We start from the raw sequence: 14,276 nt of genomic DNA on the forward strand, positions 1-14,276 counted from the left end.
TACCACTCCTTCCTTGCCCGTCGACCAGCTGCACTAGTGGCACCATGCCTGTCTTCATGCGTTAGAGCAATGGTACAAGCCCATCGAGGTGCAATATTGGCTGGCCCAGAGAAGTTGCCGTAGCTACACCGCCAGCGATCTTCCTGCTGCGATTACTTTCGCGGAGGGAACATCAGGTCACCGTGCAGGGTACAGACAAGCCGATGGTCTAGCACATGGAACAATGCAGGGTTCTTATCGTCTTGGTCACCAACAAAGAAGAGATAGCTGCGCGATGTTTGCTTGGCTTTCTTGGCGTCCATGCCCTCCTTGCGGGCTACTTCTAGCTCATTCCTGAGGCGCGCGCATGCTACCGCTGACCACTCGCGCCAGTGGACGAGCACTTGGTAAGGCGAAAGCTCTCCTTCTACCCATTCCCCCGCATTGAGCGAGATGGTCAGGTGCTCGGGTGACTCGATGGCCTGTGACCATGCCAACTCGCCATAGAACACACGCGCTTGGGCAAACCGCTCAAAACCTTTAGAACGAAGTTTTTTGAAGGCGGTTTGATAGGTCGTCGGGGCGACGCCGGGGACTTCAAGCGAGAGATGCCTATCGTAGGGGAAGCGCAAAAATGCACGGCAGATCGGGCGAATACTGTTGGCTGCGCGCCGTCCCTCTCTGCGAGCTGTGTTGCCCGTTGCGTCCTGCTGACTAACGCTCTGCGTTCGTTGTTCCGTGCGAGGCAAGGCGGGGTCTACGATCGTTCGAGCATCAATCAGTTGTAAGCGGGCGGGGGACAAACCAGGGGAGGTCTCCAACTCGTGTTGGACACTTCCACGCTTGCCGCGAGCAATGACCTTCTTTTCTACCTCGACCCCACAACCCTGGCCGTGAGGGTCGAGAATAAAAAAGTGGGCACGATATAGATTCTCCGGCCGGTAAGAGCGCGGGAACACTTGGGTATTGCACCCGCTGCACAGGTACCCATCCGAGTTAACTGACGCCAACAGCTTGAGGTCTTCGGCCTCTACAATTTCCTGTGTAACACGATCACGAGCGTTGTCCATCACGCTTACTTCTCCATGGGTTGTGGGTATTCGCCTTATTCTCCGCCCAGCATACTGTCCGAAGAGATTGAGCTGTGAGGCAGTGTCGCAAAAAAAACCTGCGGTCCGCGAGCGGTCTCAGCGCACGAATGAACCTCCACATAAAGTGCTGGACGGTCCATTAATTAACCAGCGCCGATGTCGGGCTGGTGCCAACATACAACCAGAGGTTGCCATGATGAAAAGTCTTATCGAGCGACTTGGGCTGCCCCAAAGCCATAAGAGCCTGCATCAGGCGACCATGGCAGGACTCCCGGTTGAGCTAACCACGCGTTTGGCGGAAGAGCTGGGTATTGGTTCTTGCCTCGTGGCAGGCTGGATCGGCATCACTCCAGCGGCTTCCCTCATGACGCCTGCGGAGGGCGAGGCCTTCTGTCGGCTCGCGAATCTTGTCGACATGCTTCGGAACGTCTTGGAGGCAGATCAAGCCGCAGCGACTCGCTGGCTCACGTCGCCAAATATTGCGCTAGGAAACGTGCAGCCCGTTTCCCTGTTGAGCACCGAGTTCGGTGGCCGAGCTGTACACCAGGTGTTGCTCTCTATTGAGTACGGACTACCGGTTTGACTGACTCGCTGCTTTTGCTCTCGGTCAAGAGATCTTAGGCGTTGGCTTGCCGCCCAGTTGCGTCAGCATCGGCCACCTGTCATGACTCCAAGCGTATGCTGCCAGAGGAGTCCTGGTATTCATGGAGACGGAAATGACAATGCCGAATGAGCGCTCTCGCGCTGTGATAAAGACGCGAGATTTTCTCGTTGAACTGTCCCGAGATAGCAGCCTGCCTGAAAAGGTACGGCGAGATGCCAAGTTCCTTTTGCGGCACTTCCCTACGCAGGACGATGTGTTCCTGGCGGGGCGAATAGAAGAGCAGTCGGAGACCTTGCCACTGGGCGCAATGGGGCCAGTTTTCAGCTCCTCAATTACAGACTAGGTTCTCATCCCGCAGAAATGATAAAGGCGGCCTCAGGGGCCGCCTCGAACCAAGTTTCATCACCGGTACAGCGCCCGGGAGAGGAAGCTCTTGGGCTGCACACACAGAATAGCTGCAGGGGGATTGCGAAACCAGATTATTTTGAAGAGGGCTTTGGAGCGGAGGCTTCCCAGGTGCTCACCAGCTCATCAACCCTATCAGGGATCTGTGGCGATTTACTGAGCACAAGACAGCGGGCGGTACCGACATACTCTTCAATGAGGTAAAGGCTGTCCCCGACGTCGACCCCAAGCTCTTGGAGCACCTCGTCGGGAATGCGAATAGCTCCGTCACCATCCCAGTCTTCGATTACCACCTGCATCGATTTCATCTGCACATACCTACTCAGGTGACAGGCTGCTCTGAAGACTCATGATTTCTCGCTGGATCTTTTTCAGCAGCTCATCTGGCTTCAGTCCAGGCGTCTGCCGTTGGTACGCCAGAACCAGCAGCGTCAAAGGATGAATGCCGACAACCTCGGCAATCTGCTCAACCTTTTCAATCGATGGCTTCCACTTGCCGCGCTCGATTGCACTGATATAGCTCTGGCTGGGGCCCAGCCCTTCCTGGGGGAGATCCTTCAAATTTCTCAGATTCTTGATCACCAGACCAAGCGCTTCATTGAGTTCCATTTGCTGTCTCGCAAAAGGAACGATGAAGCCTTTTTAGCGTCTCTTGGGCTATGCTATATATAGCTTAAAAAGGGGTGTACTGATGTTTCTCACGTACAAGCGCGCTGAAATCGCGTATCCGCCGTTGTTTGGAGATGACTTCCAAATGTGGCGATTCGTCGAGCTCGAGGAGCATCGCCCTTGGTTTTACGTGGTGATCAATCGCCGCCGGAAGACCACCTCATGGCGGACGATGCTTCTGATTCCGACTGAAGAAGAGCTGGAGCACATGCTAGAAAAGCGCGCCGAGGGGACGCTAGTCGAGGCAGTCCAGGTTGTGCTGCCCGCAAGGATAAATGGGTCCAATGATTGGACAATGGAGAGGCTGACCGAGCTGGTAAGGGTCTATGATCCAGACGAACGAGTCTTGGGCTACGACTTCAAAACGGCATCAGGCCAGATCTACTCGCACAGGGACTGCCAGTACTCACAGGACGGAGCCAAGCGCCAGGTCTATTGTTCGATGATCTGTCCCGCATAAGATGGGCGCAGGCTCTCTCGGTTCTCGGTAGGGGCCACTCACTGCATTTGGCCGGCCAATGAAGGCTCTTCCCGAGAAAATCCTAGACATTATTCAACAGCTTCCAGAAGGCGAAGTTCTGACACCTGGCAGATTCGTGCATCAGGGACCTCGCCATGCTGTGCAGCGAGGGCTCTCTCGCCTGGTCGAAGGTGGAAAGCTGTTTCGTGTTGCTCGGGGCTTTTATATTGCTGCAGTCGAAACTCGGTTCGGCGCGCGCAAACTGGCACCGGAGATGATCATCCGCTCATTGGCAAATGTGCAGAGTGAGCTGATAGTCGCCACTGGGGCTAGCGTCTCCAATAAATGGGGGCTGACAACACAGGTTCCTGTTCGGTATGTCTTCCTAACCACCGGACGTTCTAGGGTGCTTCAGGTTGGCAAGACCACCGTATCGATTCGGCATGCGCCTCGATGGCTGATGGCTCTTGGCGCTACTGGAGCGGGGGATGCCATTCGAGCATTGGATTGGCTGGGCAAGGCAAGCGTAGGTGATGCCGTTTCAAAGCTTCATAAACTACTACCCGAGAGCGAATGGCGGGCTCTAGTGTCAGCTCACCGCTCATTGCCTGCCTGGATGGCGAAAGCCATCTGCGCTCGGTCGAATTGCACCTGAGCTCGCTCTGTCAAGTTGGGCTAGCTGTCTGCTGTAGTCTACTTACCGGCAGACCGACATCAGCTGGGATGGGGAAGTTCAATGTGAAAGCCCGTGAGGCCAGCCGCTGAAGTACACCAAATGCGGCCTTTGTGAGCCTCGATTATGGATCGGGTGATGGCAAGCCCGAGCCCGGCATTGCTCGGGCTACCTTCGCGTCGAGCAGGGTCTACCCGGTAAAAGCGGTCGAAGAGTTTCTCTAGATGCTCCGAGCTGATTGTGTTCCCTGGGTTCTCGATGCTGAAGGTAGTTGAGTCCGCTGTCTGGCGGATCAGAACCGAAATTCTCTTTCCCGCCGGCGTGTAACGCAGCGCATTGGACAGCAAGTTGGACAGCGCTCGATCAAGCATCAGCCGATCTCCTAGCACTTGGCCTTTGCCTGTGAGCGAAAGTTCAATGCCGCGCTCTTCGGCCAGAAGGTGGTAGTAGTCAAACAGCTTGAAGACTACGTCAGCCAGTTCGATCCTGGCCTGCTCGGGGATGATCAGGCCATTATCAGCCTTGGCCAAGAACAGCATGTCATCAATCATCCGAGACATGCGCTTCAAGTCCTCCAGGTTGGAGTACAGATTCTCCTCATAGGCATTGATATCGCGTTTTTTACTCAGCACGACCTCGGTGTGGGTCATCAGATTGCTGACTGGAGTTCGTAGCTCGTGGGCAATGTCGGCCGAAAAATTGGAGAGCCTAACGAAGGCATCCTCTAGCCGAGCCAACATCGCATTGAAGGAGAGAACCAGTTGCTGAAGTTCCCGCGGCACTGGTTCGAGAGGGATTCGCTCCTGTAACGAGCGAGCGGACATCCCGGAGGCCACATGAGTGACTTGCCGCAGAGGCCTAAGGCCGCTGCGAGCAACCACCCAGCCGAGTGCGGCACTGAACAGGGCGCTGATGACCAATCCAATCCAAAACCATCGTTGCAGCGTGTCGAAAAAGTGTGTGTGATTGGTGACGTCAAGAATCAGCAACGCAGTGAGCGGCTCAGCCTGATCGGCTACCGAGATTTGCTCCGTCATGCCACGGTACATGTGTTGGCCGTTCTGCCACTCCCACATGCTCTGCTCATTTGCACGTCTGAAACGCTCAGGTACTTCGACTGCTCTGGGGTCGGAAAACAGTACAGAACCGTCACTGGCCAGGATAGTGGCGGCCAGATCCTGATGGGCTCCCAGCAAAGCTCGCAACTGCGGTAATTCTTCCGAAAGGCTCGCTTCACCGCGAGCATTGTTGAGGATATGTTTGGCGGATTCGAGTTTCTCCACCAGGGCCTGCCGATCCAGCATCTTGAAGTGGTGCTGGCTGAGCATATTGAAACTCAGCCCTGCTACCGTCAGGACTGCAATTACCGCGGACATGAACATCAGGCTCATGCGTGCGGTCAGCGAAAGGTGCTTCATATTCACTCCGGAGCATCCATCATGTATCCCATGCCGCGGGCGGTATGAATCAGCTTGAGATCGAAATCGTCATCGATTTTTGCGCGTAGCCGGCGTACCGCAACCTCAATGACATTGGTGTCGCTGTCGAAATTCATGTCCCAAACCTGAGAGGCAATCAGCGACTTCGGGAGCACCTCGCCGCGCCGGCGCAGTAGCAGTTCCAGCAGTGAAAACTCCTTCGCGGTCAGGTCAATTCTTTTCCCGCCACGGATCGCACGCCGCTTCATCAGATCGACTTCCAGATCGGCAATTTTCATGGTGGTCTGCGTCGGCGAACCATTACCTCTGCGCAACAGCGTTCTGACCCTGGCCAGAAGCTCTGAGAAAGCAAATGGCTTGATCAGGTAGTCGTCCGCACCCAGCTCCAACCCTTTTACGCGGTCTTCCACACCATCGCGTGCCGTCAAGAACAGTACGGGGACGTCTTTTCCTGCTGCGCGCAACATGCGCAGCACTTCCCAACCGTCCAGCCCAGGCATCATTACATCCAGAATTAGCAGGTCATAGGCTTCGCTAAGTGCATGCTGAAGGGCATCTGTACCGGTCATAACCCGGTCGACATTGAACCCAGCCTCGGTGAGACCTTGCTGGAGGTACGTACCGGTTTTGGGTTCGTCTTCAGCTACCAGTAGTTTCATGTGTGCAGACTCCAAAAGTCGGGTGGCCTGAGTTTGCAGGCAAACCGCGGCCCCAACCAGAAGCTTACGAAAATGTAATTCTGACTTCAGCTCACTGACAGGGTGGCTTGTCTAGGGTGCAAGCATGAGTACTAGGTTGTGCTCTCGGCCCTCGACAGACCAAAAGCAGAGGTGCCGGCCATAGTTTGCACTGATGGAGACTGCCCATGAAATCGCTGAAACCTTTGCTTCTGGTTGGTTCGCTACTGCTGTCTTCCATGGCTTGGGCCGAAGGGGGCAGCGACCGTGTATTCGAGCGCATCCAGCAGATGCGCGACAAAGCAGAAGCCGTGCTGATCCAGGCGGAGAAGGCCCCGGTCGGCGAGCGGCATGTGCACATGAAGGAGCATATGAACATGCTCGAAGACATCATGAGCCAGCTGCACAACGAACATCCCGCGCCAAACATGTCTGCCGAAGAGCATCTGGCCTGGATGGAAAAGCATGACAAGCTGGTAGACGACGTGCTGGCTCAAATGATCCGCGAGCACAAGCTAATGATGGCCGACAAAGAGTGCCATCGATAAGGATTTTCCCATCTTCCAGGCCTTCCGTGATTGCTCCTTTGGCCTAGCGGCGCCTTTATGGCGCCGTGCTTTTTCCCAGCTGACGCAATTGTAGTTTTGGGGTCAGCGGCCTGGCAGCAAGCGGGGAATAGCATGAGATTTCCAGCACCCATCTCGAGGTCTCACCATGAAACGCTTACCCCTTAAACTGCTGATCAGCACTCTGTTCATCAGCACCACCTTTCCGGCATTTGCCGAGGTCGGCGGCAGTAGCAATGGCATTGGGCAGCAGGCCCAGGCGACGCCAGCGACTCGTACCATCTTGGTAAAGATGGACGACATCAACTACAGCCAGAAAACGATCGATGTGAAGCCAGGTGAAACCGTGCGCTTCGTTCTGAAGAACGAGGGCGCGTTGATGCACGAGTTCAACATCGGGCAGGCAGCGTCCCAGCTGGAGCACCAGCGCAAGATGGCGTCCTTGTTCAAGGACGGCACACTGACCCCGACCGGCATGGCCGAGCGCATTGTCTGGCATGAGCGTTATGGCATGGGAGACTCCAACCCTCCAGGCTATCCGGAAGTCATCAAAGCCAAGCATGACGACCCGAACGCGGTTCTCGTCGAGCCCGGCACAACCAAAGAGTTCGTGTGGACCTTCCCTAAGGCGGGCAGTTTGAGCTTCGCCTGTACATTGCCTGGGCATTACCAGGCGGGGATGGTCGGTGAGTTTGCTCTGCGTTAGTCCGGCATCGGTGCTACCCGTTGGCCGCGAGCTGGGTAGCACCGATCTGACGAACCTTACTGCGATGTAGTTTTCACGTCAGCGTACCGCCAGCTGCACCTCATTAGCATCGGGACTCATCCCTCCTCAACACCTCAGAGGCACACCATGAAACTCAGACCCGCTTTCATAATCACCACCCTTGGCTTGCTGCTCAGTGCTGCCAATGCGCTGGCCAGCCCGGGCCACAAGAAAGACAGTATTGGGCAACCGGGAGACGGTCAGGCAGTAGATCGCACCATCGAAGTCCGGATGGGGGACATCTTCTTCGAACCCAAAGCAATGGAGATCAAAGCAGGCGAGACAGTTCGCTTCGTCCTGAAAAATGACGGTGCACTGCTACACGAATTCAATCTTGGCAAAGCGGCATCCCATGCCGCGCACCAGAAAGAGATGGCCGCGATGTTTCAGAACGGCACGCTGTCCCCTACAGGTGCACATGACATGAGCAATATGGGCCATGCCATGGGCGGCATGAAGATGGTCGGTATGGAACACGATGACCCCAACAGTGTTCTTGTCGAACCTGGAGCACGCGAAGAGTTGATCTGGACCTTCTCCGCCGCCACCGAACTGGAGTTCGCCTGCAATATTCCAGGACATTATCAGTCGGGAATGGTCGGTAAGGTGACCGTACGCTGACGTTTATTGATACTCGCCAACTCCGTCCAGTCTGAGACACCTATAGTGATCCGGCCGCCATTGAAACGAGGCTATTGTCGTGGACCATACCCATCACACCAGTACCACTGAGCCGCCTTTTTGGAAGAGCAAGATTGGCATTGCGCTGATCATGCTGGCCGTAATAGGCATCTTCTATGTAGCGCGTGAGCATTACGGTCATCTTTCGCAGGCCCTGCCGTACCTCATCCTGCTGCTATGCCCGCTGATGCATCTGTTTGGCCACAATCACGGCGGGCACTCCCACTCCAGCAGCACCGCTGTTTCCAAGGACGAAGAAAGGACATAGATCGCATGCAAAAGACCTCCTGCCATCATGACCAGGATCATTCACATAACTCGCACGCCCACTCCGAGAGCCAGCGCGACCCGGTGTGTGGCATGGAGGTCAAACCTGATGGCCCTTATCGCGAGAGCTTTGAAGGGAAGGCCTATCATTTCTGCAGTGCGAAGTGCCTAGAGAAATTCCAAGCAGATCCTCATCAGTACATGAGCCATCAGTCTCATGGGGAGCATCACCAGCACGCGACTCCAGCACACACATCGACACCTGTAGGTGCTGAATACACCTGCCCGATGCATCCAGAAATCCGTCAACCGGCTCCCGGAAACTGCCCGATCTGCGGGATGACGCTGGAACCTGTCATCCCGGAGCTGGAAGAGGAGGAAAATCCAGAGCTGAAGGACTTCTCGCTGCGGTTCTGGTGGACCCTACCGTTGACCGTCATCGTGACCGTATTGGCGATGGCCGGCCATTCCTTGCAACTGTTTCATGGCACGACCCAGAACTGGGTCGAGCTGGCTCTGGCGACGCCCGTGACGCTATGGGGTGGCTGGGTATTCTTCACCCGCGGCATTGACTCCATCCGCCACCGCAGCCCCAACATGTGGACCCTGATCGGTTTGGGAACGGCCGCTGCCTACCTCTACAGCGTGGCCGCTACCTTGGTTCCGCAGTGGTTTCCGGCGGCTTTTGCCCAGGACGGACGTATCGGCGTCTATTTTGAAGCAGCCGCGGTGATTATCTCACTCACGCTGTTGGGCCAAATGCTCGAACTCAAGGCCCGCTCGCAGACTTCGGCAGCCATCAAGTCACTGCTGAGGCTGGCACCAAAGACTGCGCGTCGCATCAAGCCCGATGGCCAGGAAGAAGATATTCCGCTGACACATGTCCATCAGGGCGACCACCTACGTGTCCGGCCGGGAGAGAAAGTCCCGGTGGACGGTACGGTTCTAGAGGGGGAGAGCGCCGTCGACGAGTCGATGCTTACCGGAGAACCGTTACCCGTGACCAAGCGGGTAGGGGATGCCCTTATCGGTGCCACCCTGAACACCCACGGCAGCCTGGTGATGGAGGCGCAGAAGGTCGGTGCCGAGACCATGCTGTCGCAGATCGTTCAGATGGTGGCCAGAGCCCAACGTTCCAAGGCCCCCATGCAGCGTATGGCTGATGCGGTGGCAGGGTATTTCGTGGTCGGGGTGATCCTGATCGCGATTCTGACCTTCTTCGGCTGGGGGCTATTAGGGCCGGAATCAGGCTGGGTATTTGGCCTGATCAATGCGGTGGCGGTGCTAATCATTGCGTGTCCCTGCGCTCTGGGTCTGGCAACCCCGATGTCCGTCATGGTTGCGACTGGCAAGGCCGCTAGCAGCGGTGTGTTGTTCCGCGATGCCAGCGCCATCGAAAATCTATGCAAGATCGACATGCTCATCGTCGACAAGACTGGAACCCTGACTGAGGGGCGTCCCGTATTTCATAGTGCGGAAGGGACAGGCGGTTACGACTCCAATGAAGTGCTGCGCCTGGCTGCTAGTCTCGACCAGGGTAGTGAGCACCCGCTGGCTCATGCCATCGTCGATCATGCGCGCGGTCAGGGCATTGCACTGGTCAAACCGGACACTTTCGAATCTGGCTCGGGTATTGGTGTGCGCGGCCAGGTCGATGACCATCAGCTGCAGCTCGGCAACACCGCACTGATGGACGAGGCGGGCGTCGATATTACCCCGCTGCGCAATCGCGCCGAGCAACTGCGTCTGGAAGGCATCAGCATCATCTATTTGGCCGTTGATGGTCGCCTGGCGGGACTCCTGGCCGTTTCCGATCCGATCAAGCCTACTTCTCAACAGGCTGTCTCCAAGCTTCAAAGCGAAGACGTAAAGGTCATCATGGCCACTGGTGATGGCCTCACCACAGCAAGAGCCGTGGCGAAGCAGCTCGGAATCGAGGAAGTGCATGGTGAGGTCAAACCGCAGGATAAGGAGAAACTGGTCGCCGATTTGCAGGGCTATGGCCGTCGTGTCGCCATGGCGGGTGACGGCATCAACGATGCGCCCGCCCTGGCCAGGTCTGACGTAGGTATCGCCATGGGCACCGGTACCGATGTGGCGATGAACAGCGCCCAAGTGACGCTGGTCAAGGGAGATCTGATGGGCATCCTGCGAGCGCGCACCCTGTCAGTGGCAACCGTGAAAAACATGAGGCAGAACCTCGCCTTTGCGTTCCTCTACAACGCGATGGGAATCCCGCTAGCAGCGGGGCTGCTGTACCCGCTGACGGGGCATCTTCTGTCGCCCTTGATTGCTGCGCTGGCGATGAGTGTCAGCTCGGCGTCGGTGGTCTTCAATGCTCTGAGGTTGAAATCAACGGACATCGGATAGGCTTCCATACCACCGACCAGGTGATTATTCAGAAGCGCATCTGACCGGAAAATGCCGTACGGTAGTTTCCGGTCCGACCTATCTGTCGCAACACATAGTGACGAGGTGACGTTCGATGGACTGTTGCCGCTGCGGGTAGGAGACTGGTCGTCGTTAACCCATGAGGACTCTCCGTGGCCCGCATTCGCAGACTGATTATCAGCAACTTCCGATCTATCCAGGCGCTCGACTGGGTGCCGGCCCCAGGAATTAACTGCCTCATAGGTCCTGGCGATAGTGGAAAGTCCAGCATTCTAGATGCGATTGACCTTTGCGTCGGTGCCCGCCGGGGCGGCACGTTCGGCGACATGGACTTCTTCGCTCTGAACGTCGAAACACCCATCACCATCAGTGTGACGCTTGGCGATTTGCCGGTATCGCTGATGGATATCGATGTTTACGGCGAGTTCTTGCGTGGATTCAATCCAGGAACGGGAGAAGTCGAAGACGAACCGCGAGCGGGGCTGGAGACCGTTATCACCTTGCTCCTGCAAGTTGGTGCCGATTTGGAACCTACCTGGACACTTTTTTCTGAGCGTGCGGAGCAGCAGCAACTCGAACGCACTCTTCCCTGGAAGGAACGAGCGGCACTAGCACCCGCCCGTATCGGCAGCTTTGCGAGTTCGAACTTGTCGTGGAGTCGTGGCTCAGTGCTCAATCGACTTACCGATGAGCGCGCCGAGCTTGGTGCTGAACTGGCGCGCGCCGCTAGGCAAGCAAGAGCGAACTTTGGCAATCAAGCAGCCGAACATCTGACCCAGACGCTTGAGGTCGTGCAACGCACAGCACAGCATCTTGGCGTTTCGGTCGGGGCTATGCCTCAGGCGCTCCTTGACGCACATTCTGTGTCGATTGGCGAGGGGGCGATCGCGCTGCACAGTGAAACAGGTATTCCGCTGCGCTCCCTTGGCACGGGCTCGTCACGCTTGCTAGTGGCAGGGCTTCAAAGGGCTGCGGCCAGCGCCGCGCCAATTGCCCTGGTTGATGAGGTGGAATACGGGCTTGAACCTCATCGGCTCATGCGATTCCTGGACTCGCTGGGTGCAAAGGACGCTGCCGCTCCGTTGCAAGTGTTCATGACGACGCACTCGCCGGTCGCGCTGCGCGAGCTGTCCGGCAGCCAGTTATTCGTTGTTCGGTCAGCACCTCAGCGCCACAGTGTTATGCCAGCTGGGGAAGCCAACGAGGTACAAAGTACCCTTCGGAAGGACCCCGAAGCATTCCTCGCCAAATCCATCATCGTTTGCGAGGGGGCCAGCGAGGTTGGCTTCGCGCGTGGCCTTGACCAATGGTGGGTCAGTCTTGGCGCTACCTCATTCCTGGCCCATGGCGGCGCGTATGTGGACGCCGGCGGGGGAAGCCCCGATAACAGTCTTATCCGGGGAACAGCACTTCTGAACTTGGGTTACCGCGTGATGGTTTTTGTAGATGCCGACAAGCCTTCGACCGCGGGGCTCGCTGAAGCATTCTTGGCCGCCGGCGGGCAAATTCTTACATGGCGACCAGGCCTCACGTTGGAGGACGAGATCTTCCGCCATCTCAGTGAGCAAGCACTCGATGCACTTCTGGCGAAAGCCGAAACAATAGTGGGTGCAGAGCTGATGAACGCACACATTCAGACGAAGTCCCAAGGCCGCGTGACGCTGAACGATATCCGAGCCAAGCGACTCGTGGATGGGTACTCACCTGAGAGACGAGAGCTGCTGGGAACCGCATCCCGTATCCGCAACAGCGGCTGGTTCAAGTCGCTGACAACCTATCAGGAGGTTGCAAGGGACATCGTCGGTCCGTCTTTACAGAACGCCGAACCGGGCTTCATGGCAGTCACGAATCAGCTCTGGACGTTTACAAGTGCCCCCTGAGATTGATCTTTTCGCTATCGAGCGTGGCTCCATAACGGCCCCCGCAGGTTGTGGAAAAACGCAATTGATTGCCGAGACGCTCATCGCGCATACGCAGAGCAAACCCATCCTCGTCTTGACACATACGAACGCCGGCGTTGCGGCCTTACGGGCGCGCCTGAGACGAGCCGGTGTTCCTAACTCCGCATATCGAGTCTCCACCATTGACGGATTCTCGATGCGCCTGATCGCTAAGTTCCCAGCGCGAAGCGGCCATAACCCGCAGATCCTACAGCTGCATCAACCCAATACTGACTACCCGGCAATTCGGGAGGCCGCCATGCAGTTGTTGCAGGCCGGTCACCTCGCTCAGCCCCTTCGCGCCACCTATGCACGGTTGCTTGTCGACGAGTACCAAGACTGCAACGTCGTCCAGCACGCCATCGTGTCTGGTTTGGCCCAGGTGCTTCCGACCTGCGTGCTCGGTGACCCGATGCAAGCCATATTCAGCTTCCGTGGCAATCGACTGGTGCATTGGGCGAATGAGGTGCAACCCCTGTTTCCCGCAGCGGGAGAGTTGAGGATACCGTGGCGCTGGCGGCTGGCTGGAGCTGAGAACCTCGGGCAGTGGCTGCTCGCCATAAGGCAACAACTTCAAGCTGGTCAGCCGGTGGATCTGCGCACGGCTCCAGCAGAAGTGCGTTGGGTGCAGCTAAACGCCGGAACCGAAGTTCAGCAGCGACTGGTGGCCGCGAGAACCGAAGCTCCCAACGCTCAGGGTAGCGTCCTCATCATCGGGGACTCCATCAACGTGCAAGGTCGCCATCAGCTCACGAGCCAGACACCCGGTGCCATGGCCGTAGAAGCCGTCGACCTGAGAGATCTCGTCAACTTCGCCAGGAACTTTGACTTGCAGGGTGCCAATGCTCTGGCACAACTTGTGGAGTTTGCTTCCAGCGTAATGACGGGGGTAGGTGCAGCAAACCTGCGAACGCGCGTGGAGTCGCTGCGTGCAGGAAGGGCCCGAACGCCTCCGACCGCGGCCGAGGCTGCGGCGATCGATTTCGTAGCAGCGCCAACATTGGGGCAAGCGCTCCGTGTGATCGATACGCTCGCTGAGCAGCACGGGGCACGTGTATACCGACCGGAGGTTCTGTACTGCTGCCGGTCTGCAATGCAAGCGGTGGTGGGAGGTGCTGCCGACTTTCTGAGTGCAGCCATTCAAGCGCGAGAGCGCAATAGACACCTTGCCCGACCGATCGCAAGACGCTCTGTAGGCAGCACATTACTTCTCAAGGGGCTGGAGGCGGATGTCTCGGTTGTCCTGCATCCTGAGCTTATGACCCCCCAGAATCTATACGTCGCACTGACGAGGGGCGCAAGGCATGTCGTGGTGTGTTCACCAACCCCCATCCTTACGCCCGTGGTAAACGGCTGATCCTTTTGTAGCGCTTACGGGCTTGACCTTGCCATCGTGTCAAGGTCGATGCTGTCCGTGCGGTAACTTGAGCCGCGGACGAAATGAGGTGAAAGACATGTTTAGTCTGAGTGTTGCGGGGATGGGCTGTGGCAGTTGCGTGAGCAAAATCACGAAGGCCATTCAAGCTCTGGATCAGGATGCACGAGTAGAAGTGGATCGAGCGGCCGGCAAGGTCACCGTTGAGAGCACAGAAAGTGCCGAATCGATCCGCGAACTCATCCAGGAGCTTGGCTATTCGGCCCAGGTCAGCGCTTGAGCGCTGACCTGCT

At 57.0% G+C, this 14,276-nt stretch carries 17 protein-coding genes; 12 read left to right on the forward strand and 5 right to left on the reverse strand.

Annotated features, from left to right (window positions below):
- Positions 1–152: 152 nt before the first annotated feature.
- Complete coding sequence (locus PCLY_RS24840) at positions 153–1,049, reverse strand: hypothetical protein (RefSeq protein WP_041769454.1); 897 nt, start codon at positions 1,047–1,049, stop codon at positions 153–155.
- 436 nt (positions 1,050–1,485) lie between these two features.
- Between PCLY_RS24840 and PCLY_RS25395 the strand changes: the two genes are divergently transcribed.
- Positions 1,486–1,653, forward strand: coding sequence for an antitoxin Xre/MbcA/ParS toxin-binding domain-containing protein (locus tag PCLY_RS25395; protein WP_394295623.1), 168 nt, complete (start codon positions 1,486–1,488; stop codon positions 1,651–1,653).
- 139 nt (positions 1,654–1,792) lie between these two features.
- The gene (locus PCLY_RS25175; RefSeq protein ID WP_273253145.1) at positions 1,793–2,017 is read left to right on the forward strand and encodes a BPSL0761 family protein; all 225 of its coding nucleotides are present in this window, start codon (positions 1,793–1,795) and stop codon (positions 2,015–2,017) included.
- A gap of 136 nt (positions 2,018–2,153) precedes the next feature.
- Here the strand turns inward: PCLY_RS25175 and PCLY_RS11430 are convergent, their stop codons facing one another.
- Both PCLY_RS11430 and PCLY_RS11435 read right to left on the reverse strand, forming a co-directional pair.
- Positions 2,154–2,387: an AbrB/MazE/SpoVT family DNA-binding domain-containing protein gene (locus tag PCLY_RS11430; protein ID WP_041769753.1), complete on the reverse strand. Its 234-nt coding sequence runs from the start codon at positions 2,385–2,387 to the stop codon at positions 2,154–2,156.
- Positions 2,388–2,397: 10 nt separating this feature from the next.
- Entirely contained in the window at positions 2,398–2,688 is a 291-nt protein-coding gene (locus PCLY_RS11435) for a helix-turn-helix domain-containing protein (RefSeq protein ID WP_013715607.1), read from the reverse strand.
- Positions 2,689–2,770: 82 nt separating this feature from the next.
- Between PCLY_RS11435 and PCLY_RS25025 the strand changes: the two genes are divergently transcribed.
- Together PCLY_RS25025 and PCLY_RS24495 are read left to right on the forward strand one after the other, a co-directional pair.
- Positions 2,771–3,208, forward strand: a complete 438-nt coding sequence (locus PCLY_RS25025; protein ID WP_197432171.1) for a hypothetical protein — start codon at positions 2,771–2,773, stop codon at positions 3,206–3,208.
- Between the two features lie 58 nt (positions 3,209–3,266).
- Positions 3,267–3,863, forward strand: coding sequence for a DUF6088 family protein (locus PCLY_RS24495; protein WP_080558749.1), 597 nt, complete (start codon positions 3,267–3,269; stop codon positions 3,861–3,863).
- A gap of 59 nt (positions 3,864–3,922) precedes the next feature.
- On the opposite strand, the gene PCLY_RS11445 is transcribed toward PCLY_RS24495, so the two are convergent.
- Together PCLY_RS11445 and PCLY_RS11450 are read right to left on the reverse strand one after the other, a co-directional pair.
- The gene (locus PCLY_RS11445; protein ID WP_013715608.1) at positions 3,923–5,299 is read right to left on the reverse strand and encodes a heavy metal sensor histidine kinase; all 1,377 of its coding nucleotides are present in this window, start codon (positions 5,297–5,299) and stop codon (positions 3,923–3,925) included.
- 2 nt (positions 5,300–5,301) lie between these two features.
- The gene (locus PCLY_RS11450) at positions 5,302–5,979 is read right to left on the reverse strand and encodes a heavy metal response regulator transcription factor (protein WP_004374688.1); all 678 of its coding nucleotides are present in this window, start codon (positions 5,977–5,979) and stop codon (positions 5,302–5,304) included.
- 206 nt (positions 5,980–6,185) lie between these two features.
- Between PCLY_RS11450 and PCLY_RS11455 the strand changes: the two genes are divergently transcribed.
- The 8 genes from PCLY_RS11455 (at position 6,186) to PCLY_RS11490 (ending at position 14,263) form a co-directional block, all read left to right on the forward strand.
- Positions 6,186–6,545 carry a co-regulatory protein PtrA N-terminal domain-containing protein gene (locus tag PCLY_RS11455; protein WP_003246763.1) on the forward strand — a complete coding sequence of 120 codons (360 nt, stop codon included), beginning with the start codon at positions 6,186–6,188 and terminating at the stop codon, positions 6,543–6,545.
- Between the two features lie 166 nt (positions 6,546–6,711).
- Complete coding sequence (locus PCLY_RS11460) at positions 6,712–7,269, forward strand: cupredoxin domain-containing protein (protein ID WP_003139550.1); 558 nt, start codon at positions 6,712–6,714, stop codon at positions 7,267–7,269.
- A gap of 147 nt (positions 7,270–7,416) precedes the next feature.
- Complete coding sequence (locus PCLY_RS11465; protein WP_003246762.1) at positions 7,417–7,950, forward strand: cupredoxin domain-containing protein; 534 nt, start codon at positions 7,417–7,419, stop codon at positions 7,948–7,950.
- Between the two features lie 79 nt (positions 7,951–8,029).
- Entirely contained in the window at positions 8,030–8,278 is a 249-nt protein-coding gene (locus tag PCLY_RS11470; RefSeq protein WP_003246761.1) for a DUF2933 domain-containing protein, read from the forward strand.
- A gap of 5 nt (positions 8,279–8,283) precedes the next feature.
- Positions 8,284–10,647: a heavy metal translocating P-type ATPase gene (locus PCLY_RS11475; RefSeq protein WP_197432172.1), complete on the forward strand. Its 2,364-nt coding sequence runs from the start codon at positions 8,284–8,286 to the stop codon at positions 10,645–10,647.
- 173 nt (positions 10,648–10,820) lie between these two features.
- The gene (locus PCLY_RS11480; protein ID WP_013715609.1) at positions 10,821–12,548 is read left to right on the forward strand and encodes an ATP-dependent nuclease; all 1,728 of its coding nucleotides are present in this window, start codon (positions 10,821–10,823) and stop codon (positions 12,546–12,548) included.
- Positions 12,538–13,965 carry a UvrD-helicase domain-containing protein gene (locus PCLY_RS11485; protein ID WP_033725463.1) on the forward strand — a complete coding sequence of 476 codons (1,428 nt, stop codon included), beginning with the start codon at positions 12,538–12,540 and terminating at the stop codon, positions 13,963–13,965. Before PCLY_RS11480 ends, PCLY_RS11485 begins: the two co-directional genes overlap by 11 nt.
- Before the next feature lie 97 nt (positions 13,966–14,062).
- Entirely contained in the window at positions 14,063–14,263 is a 201-nt protein-coding gene (locus PCLY_RS11490) for a heavy-metal-associated domain-containing protein (protein WP_003246756.1), read from the forward strand.
- Positions 14,264–14,276: the final 13 nt, after the last annotated feature.

The organism is Ectopseudomonas composti (assembly GCF_001567565.1).
GTDB lineage: Bacteria > Pseudomonadota > Gammaproteobacteria > Pseudomonadales > Pseudomonadaceae > Aquipseudomonas > Aquipseudomonas composti_A.